Consider the following 15,896-nt stretch of genomic DNA (forward strand, 5'->3'; position numbering starts at 1 on the left):
ATTATCAAACATCAATATTGGAAAATTGCGCAATAATAGTGAGCCCCACAGTAATAAAACCGATACCAAGCCATCCTGCTAGATCTATGTTTTGTCCTAAAAATGTCTTGGCCAGTAGTACAGTGGCGATGACACCAATACCAGACCACAGCACATATAAAATGCCTGCTTGCATAAATTTTAAAGCATAGGCAGCGCATGCAAAAGAAATCATGTACAGCACTAGCGCAATGCCTTGATCCAATTTATTGACCAAGCCATTGCCTTTTGCAGAGTAAAAAGTCGAAAGTACATCTGTAGCAATAGCGATGAGTAGCCAAATAACACCAGGATTAATCTTTGCAAAGAGTGCCATCATGTCAAATTTTCCTGCTTTTTTTCTTCAATTTGTTCATCAAAAATGCTGCGTATAAATACAAAAAAGCTGGACTAAAGTCCAGCTTTTCAATGCTTGCCTAAAAATTTAAGCGCCTGTTTGATAACTGGCTTGAGCAACGGCTGTTGATGCTTGATACGGATTTCTAAAATCATTTAAACCCGCTGCTGCTTCAAGAATGTCTTTGCCTTCTTTAACAACAAAGGTATCAAAGCCTGAACGTTTCATGTAGTTCAAGACATCTTTAAACACATCACCTGTTGCGCGTAGTTCACCTTGGAAACCTTGGCGACGTAATAGCGCTGCAAATGAATAGCCACGACCATCGTTAAAACCAGCAAAATCAATAAATATGGCATCTAGCTGATCTAAAGGGAACTCATGCGTTTCAGGTGAAGCATCGACTGTCACCAGTAGTGCTTTTTTACCCGAAACTTGAGCCAATTGATCTAACTGCTCAACCGTTAAAACCACATCACCTTGTGGTAAAACACCATCTTCACCAATCACTTGGTAAGTGTTGTCGGCAATCGTGCCATCTTTAGAGAGGACTTGTAGTGCTGTATTAAGCATATGCACGCTCCTTAAAGGGTTGGATGCCCACACGGCGATAAGTTTCAATGAATTCTTCACCCTCATTTCGAAGGTCAAGATAGGTATTTAAAATTTCTTCAACGATGTCTGGTACCACTTCAGCTGCAAATGATGGGCCTAAGATATCGCCAATCGAAGCATCATGGTCTGCATTACCACCCAAAGTGATTTGGTAGAACTCAGCACCTTTTTTGTCTACACCTAAAATACCAATGTTGCCCACATGGTGATGACCACATGCATTCATACAACCTGAAATATTCAGATCCAGTTTGCCGAGGTTATAAATGGTATCTAAGTCATCAAAACGACGTGAAATCGCTTCAGAAATAGGAATTGATTTTGCATTTGCCAATGAACAGAAGTCACCGCCTGGGCAGCAGATAATATCTGTTAAGAAACCAATGTGCGCACGTGCTAGATTGTTTTTCTCAAGAATAGTCCAAAGCTCAAACAAATCTTTCTGAGGCACATCGACCAAAGAAATATTTTGCTCATGCGTGGTCCGCAATTCACCAAAGGTGTATTTGTCTGCAAGATCTGCAATCAAATTCATTTCTTCCGTGGTCACGTCACCCGGTGCAATACCTGTACGCTTCAACGAAATCGTTACAATACGGTAGCCCTTCACTTTGTGAGCATTGGTATTGATATTGAACCACTGTTTGAATTTTGGATGCGTAGCAAACTGTTCAGAAAAATCTTCATCTGCATAATCTTGATAATCAAACGGTATAAATTCTTCGTCTAATTTCTGCAAAATTTCAGGCTGAATCTTTAAAGTTTTAATGGTATGCGCAAACTCAGCTTCGACTTTTTCAGCAAAGACTTGAGGAGTTAACGCTTTCACTAAAATTTTAATACGTGCTTTGTATTTGTTATCACGGCGACCGTGTAAGTTATAAACACGTAGTACGGCTTCTAAATAAGCAATCAGGTCTTCACGTGGCAAGAAATCACGAATGAAACTACCAATTACAGGGGTACGACCTAAGCCACCACCGACTTTAATTTTATAGCCGATCTCACCCGCTTCATTTTTAACGATATACACCCCAATATCATGGAATGAGGTCGCTGCACGATCGGTTTCTTCAAGTGCTGATACAGCAATCTTGAACTTACGTGGTAAGAAAGCAAATTCTGGGTGGAAGGTTGACCATTGACGGATCAATTCACACGTTGGACGTGGGTCAGCCACTTCACCTGCAACCACACCTGCATATTGATCTGTAGTCGTGTTACGAATACAGTTACCTGAAGTTTGGATCGCATGCATTTGTACCGAAGCAAGCTCTTGAAGCATGTCTGGAACATTTTCTAGCGCAGGCCAGTTAAACTGAATATTCTGACGGGTTGAAACGTGCGCATAACCACGGTCAAACTCAGTTGCAAGTTCTGCAACTTTGCGCAATTGCGTTGAGTTCATTAAGCCATAAGGCACAGCAATACGTAACATTGGCGCATAGCGTTGTACATAGAGACCATTTTGAAGACGTAATGGGCGGTACTCATCTTCAGTGAGTTTTCCAGCTAAATAACGTTCCGTTTGGTCACGGAACTGTGCAACACGTTCATTGATCAGTTGCTGATCGAAATCAGTATATAAATACATGGCGTACAGCTAGTAGTTTCATTATAACGGCTGACAGCATAACGAGATTTAAACTATCAACAAAATGCGTTTTTTACATATTTCATAGCTGTTTTATTGATAAGGATAAGTAGATGTGCTGTTTGTCCCTAATCCTAAAGGTTTTTTCTGATTAAAGTATTTTTTATTAGATACTTATACATTATTCAGCTAACCTCATTCAGGCTATCATATACACACAAACCAATGCATTGCTACCGCATAAATTTTAAACCCGACTTTCTGGGCAGATCTCAATTTTTCTATTGCTTCCTCGTTCTCACTTTACCCTTTTAAACTGACTGCACATAAAAATAGCCTGACGAATCAGGCTATTTGAAAGTTTAAATGACTACAGCAAATTATTTTGCATCTGGTAAGGCATACGCCACCAAAGCATCTCCCATCTTGGTGCCAAATGAACCATGACCACCTGCCATAATGACCACATACTGTTTACCATTGGCTTCATAGGTCATTGGTGTAGCTTGACCACCCGCTGGTAGACGACCTTTCCACAGTTCATCACCATTGGTCACGTTGATGGCACGGATATAATTATCCTGCGTACCACCGACAAACATCACATTACCCGCAGTTGAGATTGAACCACCAAGCATAGGCACCCCCATTTTAAATGGTGGCAATTGAATCCCCGGTAAGCTGTCGCGGATCGTACCAATACGACGTTTCCATGCAACTTCATGAGTATTTAAATCCACACCTGCCACAAAGCCCCAAGCAGGCTGTTTACATGGCAAGCCAAATGGAGACAAGAACGCACTGATTTCAACACCATAAGGCACACCATACATCGGTTGCACACCCGCTTCAGTGCCTGCACCTTTGGCTGTTTTCGGACGGTTTGGATCGGCTGGAATAAGCTTAGACACAAACGGCAAACCGATTGGGTTCATCACCGCGATTTGGCGGTCAGGGTTAACAGACATACCACCCCATTCGAATACACCCAAGTTGCCCGGGAAAACCAAAGTTCCGTTTTCTGAAGGTGGGGTATAAATACCGTCATAGTTCAGTTTGTGGAAAGACACACGGCACATCAACTGGTCAAACATGGTTGCGCCCCACATTTGCTTATCTGTCAATTTCTCTTTTGGCGCAAGATCAAAGTCAGAGAAAGGTTGTGTCGCAGAATAACGCTCACCTTTGGTTTGTGGCCCACGTTTCACTGTTTGTGGTACAGGTTTTTCCGTAATTGGAACAATGGCTGCACCAGTACGACGGTCTAGAACAAAGGCATTACCTGTTTTCGTTAACACGTAAATGGCAGGAACCATTTTGCCTGACTTGTCTTTAATGTCCGTCAATGTCGGCTGTGATGGTACATCCATATCCCACAAATCATGATGCGTAGTTTGGAAATTCCACACCAACTTACCTGTTGAGGCATTCAGTGCCAGCATTGAGTTGGCATAACGCTCATGTAATTCGGTACGGTTACCGCCCCAAATATCTGGCGTACCCACACCCGTTGGAATGTAAACGATATCCAAGGCTGCATCATAGGCTAATGGTGCCCATGCATTCGGTGAGTTTTGAACATACTTTTGACCCAGAGCTGGAATCGCGTTCGGATCTTCGGCACCTGTATCAAACACCCACAACAATGCACCCGTATTCACATCATAACCACGAATCACACCTGAAGGTTCTTCAGTTGAATAGTTATCTGTGGTTGAACCCGCAATAATAATCGTCGTGCCTGTGACCACAGGTGGTGAAGTTGGGATATAACCGCCCGGATAAGGGAATGGCATATCTTTTTGTAAGTCGACTTCACCATTTTTACCAAAGTCCGTACAACGCTCACCAGTATCAGCATTGATGGCAACCAAACGACCATCATTCACCGGCAAGATCACTTTACGTGGGCACAACTCAGACGATGACTTTTTATGTTGCAAGCTGGCTTCAAAACCAACTGTATTGTTCGCATCATAATAAGACACGCCACGACAGGTTAAATGTTGGAAAGTATTGTCCGATTTCAACTTCGGATCAAAAGTCCATTTCGCCTTACCTGTAGCTGGGTCGAGGGCAACCAGTTTTTGGTGCGTGGTACAGATATACATATTGTCCCCAACTTTAATTGGGGTGACTTGATTGGTGGTTTCACCAGAGTCATTTTCTGTTTTAAAGTCACCTGTGTTATAGGTCCAAGCCACTTTTAAATCTTTAACATTCTCAGAGTTAATTTGCGTTAAAGGAGAATAACGCAAACCAGACTGAGTACGGCCATAAGCAGGCCAGTCGCCATCCGCAACACCTGGAATGGACTGTGCGGTTGCAGGTTGCTTGCTGCTCAGTTCACCTCGAATTTCTTGAGGATCATTAAATACAGCATAGATCATCACTGCAATGGTAATTGCCAATGAACCTGTTAAAGCAATTTTTGCACCTTTAGTGTTATCAAAGCCACGTGTGACCGCTGGAATGAGTAACCATAATCCAAATAAACCAAGGATATCTAGACGTGGCGCCAAGGCAAAGAAGTCAGAACCCACTTCCCAAAGGCCCCACACCACTGTACCCAAGACCAACAAGGCATAAACGATTAATGCCGTACTTTTTAATTTTTGCAGTAGCACTGCAGTCGCGATGAAGAGTAAACCCGCAATGATGTAGTACCAAGACCCACCAAGCACTGCAAGATAAATCCCTCCTATCAGCAGGACTAAACCAAAGATCACAGCAATCACAGCTGTAAAAGTTTTAAGTCCTGAACCTGAAGACGGAGTACTCATATTGACCACCTTTTTCTTAGATTCTGTTAAAAGCTCATATCATTTCAACATTGATATAAGCACCTAGACAGTTTTTAGATTTTAAGTATCTGTCCAAACGACTTATTTCAAACAGTTTTATGCTTTGAATAACCATAAACGTATTTATCAACCTTGTTGGACAAATACTTATAGATCTAGAAACTAAAATGCCGTCTGGAGTTTAATTCCGCCGACCCATGCATTTTCACCATTTTTATACGCGCCTACATGGCGGATATATTGGATATTGGGACGAATGGTCAACCAGTTGGCTGCATGAATACCGTAGTAAATCTCGGCATCATATTCTTCACTTTGTAAGCCACGGGCATCAACGCTGTTATTGGCAATATTCGCCTCATTCACGTCATCATTGATGCTAATACGCCCCAAGCCAATCGCAATTTCATCTTGTGGACGTGCATCAAAAGCGCCTTTATAGACCAAACCTATGTTCTGCATGTCGCGAACCGTATTGGTGTCTGAGTCATGTAGCGTGAGATTTACAAAGCCTGTTAAACCACGTGTAGCATCATCGTGATGTGCTGTGAGTTGTTGCTTGGCAACCACCCAGCCCCCTTGTTTATGTGAAGTTTGCTGCGGGTTTTGAATATTTGTGGCGTCTGCCGAACTGTAGTAATAACCCGCACGATATTCACCGGGTAATTTTTCAGTTCCTAACTGAGGAGACCACACTACTTCAGCAGGAAGAATCGCGCCATGCGAACCATCAGTACTTAAGTTCCAGCCTTTGCCACGCTCTAAGTTTTCAGGGTTATATTCATATACCCCAACTTGTGCATATAGCTCAGGACGGATATTGTATTTAACCCGCGCAGCCCACTGACTGACAGGCCAGTTGTACCATTGGTCACCGACCCAGTTACCAACTTGAGAGCCACACAGTGCAAGATTCTGGAAATCACAATCGAAACTGTTGAAGTCTTCACCTTCACCAAAACGACCGACTTTGATGTCCAACTTTTGATCCATGAACTTTTTCTTAATCCACAAATCCGTTAAACGCCACGTTTGTCCACGTCCCCACACTTCTTGAGTAGAACTTAAATGTCCATCTAAAGCATCGGAAGTTTGAGAAAGTGAACGTCCATTACGCTCAGTAATGGTGATTTGAGCCTCAGTATCCTGCCAACCCAAAATTTTGTCTAAATCGAAGTGCGTACCAAATGCAAACTGGTCTGCATATTCAGTACCATGATTTGAAGAACGTGAAGCATCGAGTAAAGTTGCCATCTCACCCGTATAACCAAAGCTAAAATCGTAGCCTTTTTCTTGCAATGCGGTGCGTTGACCATTCCAATCACCGAGCATCCAAGGGCTTTGTACCTCGAATGCATTTGCAGCATATACAGTTTGCAGGCAACAGCTGAGTGTTAATAAACTCACCGTTAAACACCAACTTCTATTACATTTATTCATAATTGGTGACCTTTCTTACAATTTTACAACCAATTGATATGATACTTGCTATTTGTATAAAGACCCATTGTTTTTGTTAGATTATTGTTTTAAAACTGGTTAAATTATCGCTATATGATATTTACAAAGAGTCAAAACCCAAAGATTTCCCTATAAATTCATACCTTATTTTTGAACGTGAAAACTTGATTGGACAAGCTAATTGTTGTTCGCTTTTTGTACTCCCCTCTTCTAAAGGCACAGCAACAATCCATTTTCGGTCTCTTGCCAGTTGCGAATCGAGTGCTTCATCCAGCTTCAATACAGGCTCAACACAGACATCCCGTGACTGAAAAATTGCGTTCCATACAGCAAAATCTTGGGTTTTAATCTTGGCTTTTATCGCTTGTTTCACCACCTGACGGTCGTCAGTTGCCAGTGAGGCGCCTTTTTCAGCCACAATCGGCAACTCTAAAATTTCTGCCAGTCCGTGTAAAAACTGTGGCTCTAAACTCCCAATCGACAAATAGCGGCCATCTTGCGTTTCATAATAGTCATAAAAAGTCGCACCATTGAGATAGCTTTGCTCCGGCCCTTGCTTTTCCTGTCCTGCTAAGCTCGCCGCTGCAGCCATGCTACTGAGCCCCACCACACAGTCAGTCATAGAGATATCAATATACTGCCCTATGCCACTACGCTGCCTTTCGATCACAGCTGCGAGTATTCCTATCACGCTATGTAATGACCCGCCTGCAATATCCGCAATTTGAATTCCCAAAGGAGGAGGACCACTATGCTGTCGACCGCTATGTCCTGCGATCCCAGACAAAGCCACATAGTTGATATCGTGCCCTGCTTTATTTTGATATAAACCTGTTTGCCCATAACCCGTAATGGAACAATAGATCAAGCGCGGATTAATTTCAGATAAAGTTTGATAGTCAAGTCCCAGTCTTTGCATTACCCCCGGGCGGAATTGCTCAATCACAATGTCATAGTCTGAAATTTTCGACTTGATCAGTTCAATATTGGCAGGATCTTTTAAATCCAGTGCTACAGAATGCTTATTTCGGTTGAGATAACTGTGTGCTGTGGCCTGTCCATTGGCATAAGGTGGCATTAAACGGATCAGATCAGGTCGAGTTGGAGACTCGATGTGGATCACTTCTGCACCTAAGTCTGCCAAATACATTGTTGCAAACGGTCCCGGTAAAAGTGTAGAAAAATCGAGAACTTTCAATCCTTTCAATGCCATATCCATGCTACTTTTTACTCTTTTTATGTTGATTTTTTAGCTATTTTAGAAATATAAAAGCAACAAAACAATGTCATGTTCAGCCATTTACCTTGATCATTTCGGCAATTTAACATGTAAAAAGGCAAAAAACTTTAGTGTAAATTGCCTAAACTTATTTTTTTAGCGTCATTTAGGTCAAACGCAAGTGAATATAAAAGAGACTGAAGGATTAAATATGAGCCGTGATACCATTAGTATCCATTTCGTCAATGCGGCTTTAACTGGCGTAAAACGTCTCGGCATGGATGTCGAAACATTACTTTCTCACGTTGGCATTGAGGCAGAACTGCTGCGTCAGCCTAAAGCCCGTATTTCTCCAGAACAATATACTCGCTTCGTTAAAATGTTATGGATGGTCACCCAAGACGAACATGTTGGTTTTGACAAACAACCACGTCGTCTAGGTACATTTGCCATCATGTGCCAGTTGATTATTCATGCCAAGACCTTAGGGGATGCTTTAGAACTGTCTTCACAGTTTTATAAGCTCTTTGGTGATGAATGGTCGGTGACATTAGAGCGCGACAAGCACGAAGCGCGTCTCGTTCCCCAGATTCCAAAATCAATGGACCCAGATCACTTTATCACTGAAAGTATGTTGATGATTTGGCATGGTCTTGCTTCTTGGTTGATTGAACGTCGTTTACCACTTGAACGTGTACATTTTGGCTATGAACGTCCTGCACATGCAGATGAATATGATGCCTTATTCTTCGCACCTGTGATGCAGTTCGATATGCCGCGTACAGAAATCACTTTTGCCGCAGATTATTTGGACTTACCAATTCGTCAGAATGAAGAAACGTTAGAAGAGTTCTTAAAAGCAGCTCCTGCACAGTTGTTAGTGAAATTTAAAAACACCAACTCCCTCACTTCACGTATTCGTGATGTGTTAAAGAGTCAAATTGGTGAGGAAATGCCAACGCTGAACGATGTGGCTTCCATGTTGTATTTATCTCCTCAAACGTTGCGTCGTCGCTTAGCGGCTGAAGGTAAAAGTTACCAAGGCGTGAAAGATGCATTACGTCGTGATGCCGCGATTCACCTGCTGTTAAATCCGGGTTTGACGTTGGAAGATGTGGCACAACAAGTGGGCTTTAGTGAAACCAGTACCTTCCACCGTGCATTTAAAAAATGGACAGGCGTCACACCTGGTTTATATCGCCAACTACACGGTTATCACTAATTTTTTAGTTTGACCACGGTTCGGCACATTGCTAAACCCAAGATTTCGATCTTGGGTTTTTTTATGCCCTAAACTCAGGCTATTGGCAAAAATCTTCATCTAGCCTGACTCGTTCTAGTCATTGCATCACGGCGATTAATTTGTACACTCAAGGACATAACAACTTAAAAGTCATAAAAAGGAACAGCTATGAGCGAGGCTTATATCATTGACGCCATTCGCACACCACGCGGAAAAGGAAAGAAAGATGGTTCACTGTATGAAGTGAAACCGATTACTTTACTGACCACATTATTGAATGAACTCAAAGATCGTCATCATTTAGATACGTCTAAGGTAGATGATATTGTCTTAGGCTGTGTCACACCAATTGCGGATCAAGGTGGTGATATTGCGAAAACTGCGGCAATTGCAGCAGGTTGGGACAATGATGTTGCGGGTGTACAAATCAATCGCTTTTGTGCGTCAGGTTTAGAAGCAGTCAATATGGCAGCGCAAAAAGTACGTTCAGGTTGGGAAGATGTGGTTGTTGCTGGTGGCGTAGAGTCGATGTCACGTATCCCAATGGGTTCCGATGGTGGTCCGTGGGCATTAGACCCTGAAACCAATTTAAAATCACATTTTGTTCCGCAAGGCATTGGTGCAGATTTAATCGCAACACTGGATGGTTATACGCGTTCAGATGTTGATCGTTTTGCAGCCAATTCTCAACGTAAAGCGGCAGCAGCACAAGCTGCAGGTTATTTTAATCAATCAGTCGTCGCCATCAAAGACAAAGCAGGCGTAATCATTTTAGATCAAGATGAATTTATTAAACCAACTACAACAGCGGAAGGTTTAGCAAAACTCAATCCAAGTTTTGAAATGATGGGTGCAATGGGTTTTGATGCGATTGCATTACAACAGTATCCTGAAGCGCAAAAAATTAATCATGTGCATCATGCAGGAAATTCATCGGGTATTGTCGATGGTGCAGCGCTGGTATTGCTTGCTTCTGAGAAAGCGGTCAAAGAACAAGGTTTAAAACCACGTGCCAAAGTCTTGGCGACAGCATTAGTCGGTTCGGATCCAACCATTATGCTGACTGGGCCTGCACCTGCTGCTCGTAAAGCATTGGCAAAAGCAAGCTTAACGATTGACGATATTGATCTATTTGAAGTCAATGAAGCTTTTGCATCTGTGGTGATGCGTTTTATGACGGAATTAAAAGTGCCAAGCGATAAAGTCAATGTAAATGGTGGCGCAATTGCGATGGGGCATCCATTGGGTGCGACGGGTGCGATGATCCTCGGAACATTGCTGGATGAATTAGAACGTCAAGGTAAAAAGCGTGGCTTGGCAACATTATGTGTGGGTGGTGGCATGGGTATTGCGACCATTATTGAGTTGGTATAAGGAGAATAATAATGAGCGCAATTCAATATCTAAAAAATGACGATGGCATTATTATTCTGACTTTAGATTCTCCGAATCAATCTGCAAATACCATGAATGGTGATTTCCGTGTAGCTTTAGAAAACATTGTTTCTAAACTGAAATCTGAAACGTCAATTACTGGGATTATTTTCCGTTCAGCGAAGAAAACTTTCTTTGCAGGCGGTGATTTAGATGAATTGATTCAAGCACGACCTGAAGATGCCACACCATTTTTTGAAATGGTTCAGAAAATGAAAACCGAGTTTCGTTATATCGAAACTTTAGGTGTACCTGTTGTAGCAGCATTGAATGGTACGGCTTTGGGTGGCGGTTGGGAAATTGCTTTAGGCTGTCATGCACGTATCGCATTGAATGATCCTAAAACAAAATTTGGTTTACCGGAAGTGACTCTAGGTCTACTGCCGGGTGGTGGTGGTATTGTGCGTATGGTTCGCCTTTTAGGTTTACAAAATGCTTTTCCATTCTTGATGGAGGGTAAGCAGTTTGGTGTGGATAAAGCGAAATCTCTAGGTTTAATCCAAGACACGGCGGAAACACCTGAAGAGTTGATGGATAAAGCGATTGCTTGGGTGAAAGCACATCCCCCATCCACAAAAGCATCACAACAGCCGTTTGATGTGAAAGGTTATAAAATTCCGGGTGGTGATCCTAAAACACCTGCGGTTGCGCAAATGCTGGCGATTGCTCCAGCAATGTTACGTGATAAAACCAAAGGATGTTATCCAGCGCCTGAAGCCATCATGGCGGCTGCGGTTGAAGGTGCACAGGTGGATGTGGATACAGCACTGACCATTGAATCTCGTTATTTTACCTATCTTGCGACAGGTCAAATTTCAAAAAATATGATCGGCACTTTTTGGCATGGGCTGAATGCTATTAAAGCAGGTGCGAGCCGTTCTAAAGATGTTGCAAAATGGCAAGCGACCAAAGTTGGTGTGCTTGGTGCAGGGATGATGGGAGCAGGGATCGCTTATTCAACAGCAATCAAAGGTATTCCTGTTGTGCTCAAAGATATTTCTATTGAAAATGCAGAAAAAGGGAAAGCCTATAGCCAAAAGTTACTGGATAAGAAAGTATCACAAGGTCGTATGACTGCTGAAAAGCGCGAGCAGGTTTTAAGCTTGATTACTGCAACAGCATTTGCGGAAGATTTAAAAGGTTGTGATTTAATTATTGAAGCTGTATTTGAAAATCAAGAACTCAAAGCGAAAGTGACGCAGGAAGCCGAAGCATTCCTTGCTGAGGGTGGAGTGATGGCTTCAAATACTTCGACATTACCGATTACAGGTTTGGCAAAAGCTTCGAAAGATCAAGCAAACTTCATTGGCCTACATTTCTTTAGCCCAGTTGATAAAATGCAATTGGTTGAAATCATTAAAGGCAAAAACACTTCTGCTGAAACTTTGGCGAAAGCCTATGACTATGTACAGCAAATTGGTAAAACCCCGATCGTTGTGAATGACAGCCGTGGCTTCTTCACCAGTCGCGTATTTGGTACTTTTGTTCAGGAAGGTTTACGTTTACTGCATGAGGGCGTACACCCAGCTCGTATTGAAATGGCGGCACTTAAAGCAGGCATGCCCGTTGGCCCATTGGCCATTCAAGATGAAGTTGCGTTGACTCTTTCTGAACATGTTGCCAATGAAACGCGTAAGGCATTGCAGGCCGAGGGTAAAGATTTACCACGCTCAGGTGCAGATGATGTGATTCAAACCATGATTCATGAATTCGGTCGTAAGGGTAAAGCTGCTGGTGCAGGTTTTTATGATTATCCTGAAAGTGGTAAGAAACAGCTTTGGGAGGGCTTGAGCCATTGGAAAAAAGAGATTGATATTTCTGAACAAGAAATGATAGACCGTTTCCTGTTTGTACAATCGCTAGATACGTTACGTTGTTATGAAGAAAATGTCCTTGAGTCTGTAATTGATGCCAATATCGGTTCGATCTTTGGGATTGGTTTTGCGCCGTGGACAGGTGGTGCGATCCAGTTTTTAAATCAATATGGTTTAGAGCAAGCTCTGCAACGTGCCAATCAGCTTGAAGCGAAATACGGTGAGCGTTTTAAAGCACCGCAATTACTCATTCAATCATTGCCATCTGGGCAAATCCATTAAAATGCTGACTTAAAAATCAGGGATCCATAGATCCCTTTTTTTATTCTCTTGGAGAAACCAATTAAAATACTGATTCATCTTTTAATTTTGACCTATCTTAGTGCATTATTTTCGCGCCGGAACTCATTTTTTGTGTTATAAAGTTACATCGTTTTAGATTTATTATTATTCAATTGGGCTGTTGCACATGACTGACAATACTTCTCCTGAAAAATCACCATGGGGTTGGAAAGCACTGATCATTGCTTTCATTTTAAGCGGATTTTTCTTAGGTTTCTTCTACCTTGCAGTAACCAATGAACCTGACTATATGCCAAGTCAGCAAGCTAAACAGAACACTCAACAACATGCTTTTAAAAATGCACCAGCTATGTCTGAAGAGTCAATGGCAAAAGCGCAGGCTGATAAAGTAGCGCGTGAAACAAGCAATCAAGCTGCTTCTGAAAATATAACCGAACATGCAACGGCTGAAGAACATAGTATGAGTGCCGATGAACATGCGCAGATGTCTTCTGAACATAGTCACTAATCTACATTAAAAAGAAAAAGCCCTGATTCATCAGGGCTTTTTCATAGACGATAAACGCATATCAATATGTGGAATACCACAGTCTAAATACACCTCACCCTCTTGTACAAAACCCAAAGCCTGATAAAACGCTTGTGCATGTACTTGAGAAGACAACACTAAAAATGGACGCTGTTGCTGTTGGGCGTATGCGATCACAGCCTGCATCAAAACCTTACCTATACCCAAACCTCGATGCGACTTTAAAACAGCAACACGACCAATACTATGATTCTGTAATAGCCTTGCCGTGGCAATCGCTTGATCTTGTTCATAGACGACAAAATGAACTGCAATTTCATCTTGCTCATCCCATTCATCTTTAGCAGCAATGCTTTGCTCTTGAATAAAGACCTGCTCACGAATCATTTTCGCAGCCTGTTGCAACTCATCCCATGTTCCGTGTGTAATTCTCAAACTTGGCATTTTCATTTCCCTATAAATCATCTCTGTATTGATCATTGCAGTAACAGTGATGTTCCGATCAGCACTTACACCCTACACCTTGCTGATCCCATTGATCATTCAACAACAGTTCCAGTGAATGCTTTTGAATGCCATACATCTCTTTCAAGGCTTGAATTTGTGCCAAGACAGCAACATCGGGCGCTTGATAATCCCTACGCTTGGTTGCCAAAATCATTTTATTCTTACTGGTATGCTCAAGTGCCACAAACTCAAACACTTTGGTTTCATAGCCATAGGCTTTGAGTAATAAGGCACGAATAGTATCGGTCAGCATTTCAGCTTGCTGACCTGCATGAATGCCAAATTGCAACATGGGTTGTAATACAAGCGGAGCTTTCAACTGTGGACGTAATTCTTTATGACAACACGGCGCACACATGATCATTTCGGCATTTAAACGAATGCCCGTATGAATCGCAAAGTCAGTCGCTACATCGCACGCATGCAGCGCAATCATCACATCGAGACGTTCAGGTTGGTACGTCCGAACATCACCCTGAAAAAAATCAAGTTGTTGAAAATCCGACTTGTGTGCAACCTCCTGACAGAATTCCACCATCTTGCTGTTGAGCTCAACCCCAGTCACAAAAGGATTCAGATCTTGCTTTAGCAAATAATCATACAAAGCAAAAGTTAAGTAGCCTTTTCCAGAGCCAAAATCGACCACACGTAGTTGTTCAGGCAGTTGAATATGACTTAAAGCTCCTGAGAAAATTTCAACAAATTTATTAATCTGTTTCCACTTACGCGCCATACTAGGAATGATGTGCGCTTTTGCATCGGTAATGCCAAGCGGCTGTAAGAAATAACTGTCTTGATCGACAAAACGCTGCTTGATTCGATCATGTCCTTGCTGCTCTGCTACTTTAGCCTGCGTTTTATTTTTACTTTGGGTCAGCATGGCTTTCTTCTTGTTCTTTTTCAGTTGAAACTCTTGTTCAGTCGTCATCAAATTGGCTTGTTTACACTGTGCCAAAAGTTCAGTCACCGTTTCAAGTGCCAGATCTAAGGAATAGTTTTTAGTGACATCTTGAGTTTTATAACGATATAAACAACTCAATACTGACTGACCTTGCACAGTCACTACCCGAAATGTCATTTTTTCTAATTGTTGCATTTCCCCCTGATACTGGCTCAAAATCATCCGATCGAAACATTGAGATTCAAGCGCTTGCTGAAAGGCTTGAAGGAATTGCTGCTCTTGTACAGAGGAAGACACCGAAGTGGTCATAATAGAAACCAGAAAAAGAATTGCGATTAAATTTTAAAGCGTCTTACGCTAAATGCAAATTTGAATTACGATACAGTTGTATATTTTATAAAAACAAGCACGATTGCCTATGAACGCTCATCCAGTTGCAAACTACGATCCTGTCGAAGAACGAATCAATTTCATTAGCCATGCTATTGGTGCAGCTCTTGCACTCATAGCAGGAATATTATTGATTATCAAAGGGTCTTACTTAGAAACAGCGCAATGGATCGGGCTGTGGGTCTATGCTTTGAGTCTATTTTTATTGTTCGCCGCATCAAGCTTATATCATTTTGCCGAATCACCTGAGCGTCGAGGCTGGTATAAAAAATTAGATCACACCGCCATTTATTATCTAATTGCGGGCACCTATACCCCATTTTTGTCTATCGCACTACCCACACAAAAAGCACATTACCTGCTCATTGCACTTTGGGTGATTGCACTCATTGGCACACTATTCAAGTTAGTTTTCATCCATCGCTTTGAAAAAATCTCACTGATTGCCTATCTACTTATGGGATGGATGGCTGTGTTGGTTATGGATGATATGCAACGCTTTTTATCTAAACAAGCACTCACTTTTTTAATCATTGGTGGACTTTCCTACACCATCGGTGCATTGTTTTATGCGCTAAAAAAGGTAAGATACACTCACGCTATCTGGCATATTTTTGTATTGATCGGTGCAGGATCACATTTCTTGTCTATCTATCTTTACGTGATATAACCCGCACCTACTACATTTTTTAGCAACCCTAATCCC

13 protein-coding genes are annotated in these 15,896 nt (G+C 42.0%); 5 read left to right on the top strand and 8 right to left on the bottom strand.

The features are described 5' to 3' along the window. Positions 1–4 precede the first annotated feature (4 nt). The 6 genes from B9T36_RS07300 to B9T36_RS07325 form a co-directional block, all read right to left on the bottom strand. Entirely contained in the window at positions 5–358 is a 354-nt protein-coding gene (locus B9T36_RS07300) for a DMT family transporter (RefSeq protein ID WP_086208835.1), read from the bottom strand. A gap of 105 nt (positions 359–463) precedes the next feature. Continuing rightward, a complete protein-coding gene (locus B9T36_RS07305; protein ID WP_086208836.1) occupies positions 464–949 on the bottom strand; it encodes a DUF934 domain-containing protein in 486 nt (161 codons plus the stop codon). Beyond that, complete coding sequence (locus B9T36_RS07310; protein ID WP_086208837.1) at positions 942–2,585, bottom strand: nitrite/sulfite reductase; 1,644 nt, start codon at positions 2,583–2,585, stop codon at positions 942–944. The genes B9T36_RS07305 and B9T36_RS07310 overlap by 8 nt, the downstream gene beginning before the upstream one ends. A 380-nt stretch (positions 2,586–2,965) precedes the next feature. Then, positions 2,966–5,368 carry a glucose/quinate/shikimate family membrane-bound PQQ-dependent dehydrogenase gene (locus tag B9T36_RS07315; RefSeq protein ID WP_086208838.1) on the bottom strand — a complete coding sequence of 801 codons (2,403 nt, stop codon included), beginning with the start codon at positions 5,366–5,368 and terminating at the stop codon, positions 2,966–2,968. A 183-nt stretch (positions 5,369–5,551) separates the two neighbouring features. Beyond that, a complete protein-coding gene (locus B9T36_RS07320; RefSeq protein WP_086208839.1) occupies positions 5,552–6,829 on the bottom strand; it encodes a carbohydrate porin in 1,278 nt (425 codons plus the stop codon). Positions 6,830–6,950: 121 nt separating this feature from the next. Further along, on the bottom strand, positions 6,951–8,069 hold the full coding sequence (locus tag B9T36_RS07325; RefSeq protein ID WP_086208840.1) for a CaiB/BaiF CoA transferase family protein: 1,119 nt from the start codon (positions 8,067–8,069) through the stop codon (positions 6,951–6,953). Positions 8,070–8,280: 211 nt separating this feature from the next. Here B9T36_RS07325 and B9T36_RS07330 point away from each other — a divergent pair, with 211 nt between their 5' ends. The 4 genes from B9T36_RS07330 (at position 8,281) to B9T36_RS07345 (ending at position 13,371) form a co-directional block, all read left to right on the top strand. Then, positions 8,281–9,291, top strand: coding sequence for an AraC family transcriptional regulator (locus B9T36_RS07330; RefSeq protein ID WP_086208841.1), 1,011 nt, complete (start codon positions 8,281–8,283; stop codon positions 9,289–9,291). A gap of 189 nt (positions 9,292–9,480) precedes the next feature. Then, positions 9,481–10,686 (top strand): acetyl-CoA C-acetyltransferase, encoded by a 1,206-nt coding sequence (locus B9T36_RS07335; RefSeq protein WP_086208842.1) that lies wholly within the window; start codon positions 9,481–9,483, stop codon positions 10,684–10,686. Between the two features lie 11 nt (positions 10,687–10,697). Then, positions 10,698–12,842, top strand: a complete 2,145-nt coding sequence (locus B9T36_RS07340) for a 3-hydroxyacyl-CoA dehydrogenase NAD-binding domain-containing protein (protein WP_086208843.1) — start codon at positions 10,698–10,700, stop codon at positions 12,840–12,842. 187 nt (positions 12,843–13,029) lie between these two features. Further along, complete coding sequence (locus tag B9T36_RS07345; protein ID WP_086208844.1) at positions 13,030–13,371, top strand: hypothetical protein; 342 nt, start codon at positions 13,030–13,032, stop codon at positions 13,369–13,371. A gap of 30 nt (positions 13,372–13,401) precedes the next feature. On the opposite strand, the gene B9T36_RS07350 is transcribed toward B9T36_RS07345, so the two are convergent. Both B9T36_RS07350 and B9T36_RS07355 read right to left on the bottom strand, forming a co-directional pair. Beyond that, on the bottom strand, positions 13,402–13,836 hold the full coding sequence (locus B9T36_RS07350; RefSeq protein WP_086208845.1) for a GNAT family N-acetyltransferase: 435 nt from the start codon (positions 13,834–13,836) through the stop codon (positions 13,402–13,404). Between the two features lie 58 nt (positions 13,837–13,894). Next, on the bottom strand, positions 13,895–15,109 hold the full coding sequence (locus tag B9T36_RS07355; protein ID WP_086208846.1) for a class I SAM-dependent methyltransferase: 1,215 nt from the start codon (positions 15,107–15,109) through the stop codon (positions 13,895–13,897). A gap of 109 nt (positions 15,110–15,218) precedes the next feature. Between B9T36_RS07355 and trhA the strand changes: the two genes are divergently transcribed. Next, a complete protein-coding gene (gene trhA / locus B9T36_RS07360; RefSeq protein ID WP_086208847.1) occupies positions 15,219–15,860 on the top strand; it encodes a PAQR family membrane homeostasis protein TrhA in 642 nt (213 codons plus the stop codon). The last annotated feature ends 36 nt before the right edge of the window (positions 15,861–15,896 follow it).

The sequence above is a fragment of the Acinetobacter sp. ANC 4204 genome (assembly GCF_002135205.1).
Taxonomy (GTDB): Bacteria; Pseudomonadota; Gammaproteobacteria; order Pseudomonadales; family Moraxellaceae; genus Acinetobacter.

Excerpts from the sequence above, each read along its gene's own strand:
- B9T36_RS07300 (WP_086208835.1), bottom strand. The coding sequence starts at position 358 with ATGATGGCACTCTTTGCAAAGATTAATCCTGGTGTTATTTGGCTACTC.
- B9T36_RS07355 (WP_086208846.1), bottom strand. The coding sequence starts at position 15,109 with ATGACCACTTCGGTGTCTTCCTCTGTACAAGAGCAGCAATTCCTTCAA.
- B9T36_RS07325 (WP_086208840.1), bottom strand. The coding sequence starts at position 8,069 with ATGGATATGGCATTGAAAGGATTGAAAGTTCTCGATTTTTCTACACTT.
- B9T36_RS07330 (WP_086208841.1), top strand. The coding sequence starts at position 8,281 with ATGAGCCGTGATACCATTAGTATCCATTTCGTCAATGCGGCTTTAACT.
- B9T36_RS07335 (WP_086208842.1), top strand. The coding sequence starts at position 9,481 with ATGAGCGAGGCTTATATCATTGACGCCATTCGCACACCACGCGGAAAA.
- trhA (WP_086208847.1), top strand. The coding sequence starts at position 15,219 with ATGAACGCTCATCCAGTTGCAAACTACGATCCTGTCGAAGAACGAATC.
- B9T36_RS07350 (WP_086208845.1), bottom strand. The coding sequence starts at position 13,836 with ATGCCAAGTTTGAGAATTACACACGGAACATGGGATGAGTTGCAACAG.
- B9T36_RS07305 (WP_086208836.1), bottom strand. The coding sequence starts at position 949 with ATGCTTAATACAGCACTACAAGTCCTCTCTAAAGATGGCACGATTGCC.
- B9T36_RS07340 (WP_086208843.1), top strand. The coding sequence starts at position 10,698 with ATGAGCGCAATTCAATATCTAAAAAATGACGATGGCATTATTATTCTG.
- B9T36_RS07320 (WP_086208839.1), bottom strand. The coding sequence starts at position 6,829 with ATGAATAAATGTAATAGAAGTTGGTGTTTAACGGTGAGTTTATTAACA.
- B9T36_RS07345 (WP_086208844.1), top strand. The coding sequence starts at position 13,030 with ATGACTGACAATACTTCTCCTGAAAAATCACCATGGGGTTGGAAAGCA.
- B9T36_RS07315 (WP_086208838.1), bottom strand. The coding sequence starts at position 5,368 with ATGAGTACTCCGTCTTCAGGTTCAGGACTTAAAACTTTTACAGCTGTG.
- B9T36_RS07310 (WP_086208837.1), bottom strand. The coding sequence starts at position 2,585 with ATGTATTTATATACTGATTTCGATCAGCAACTGATCAATGAACGTGTT.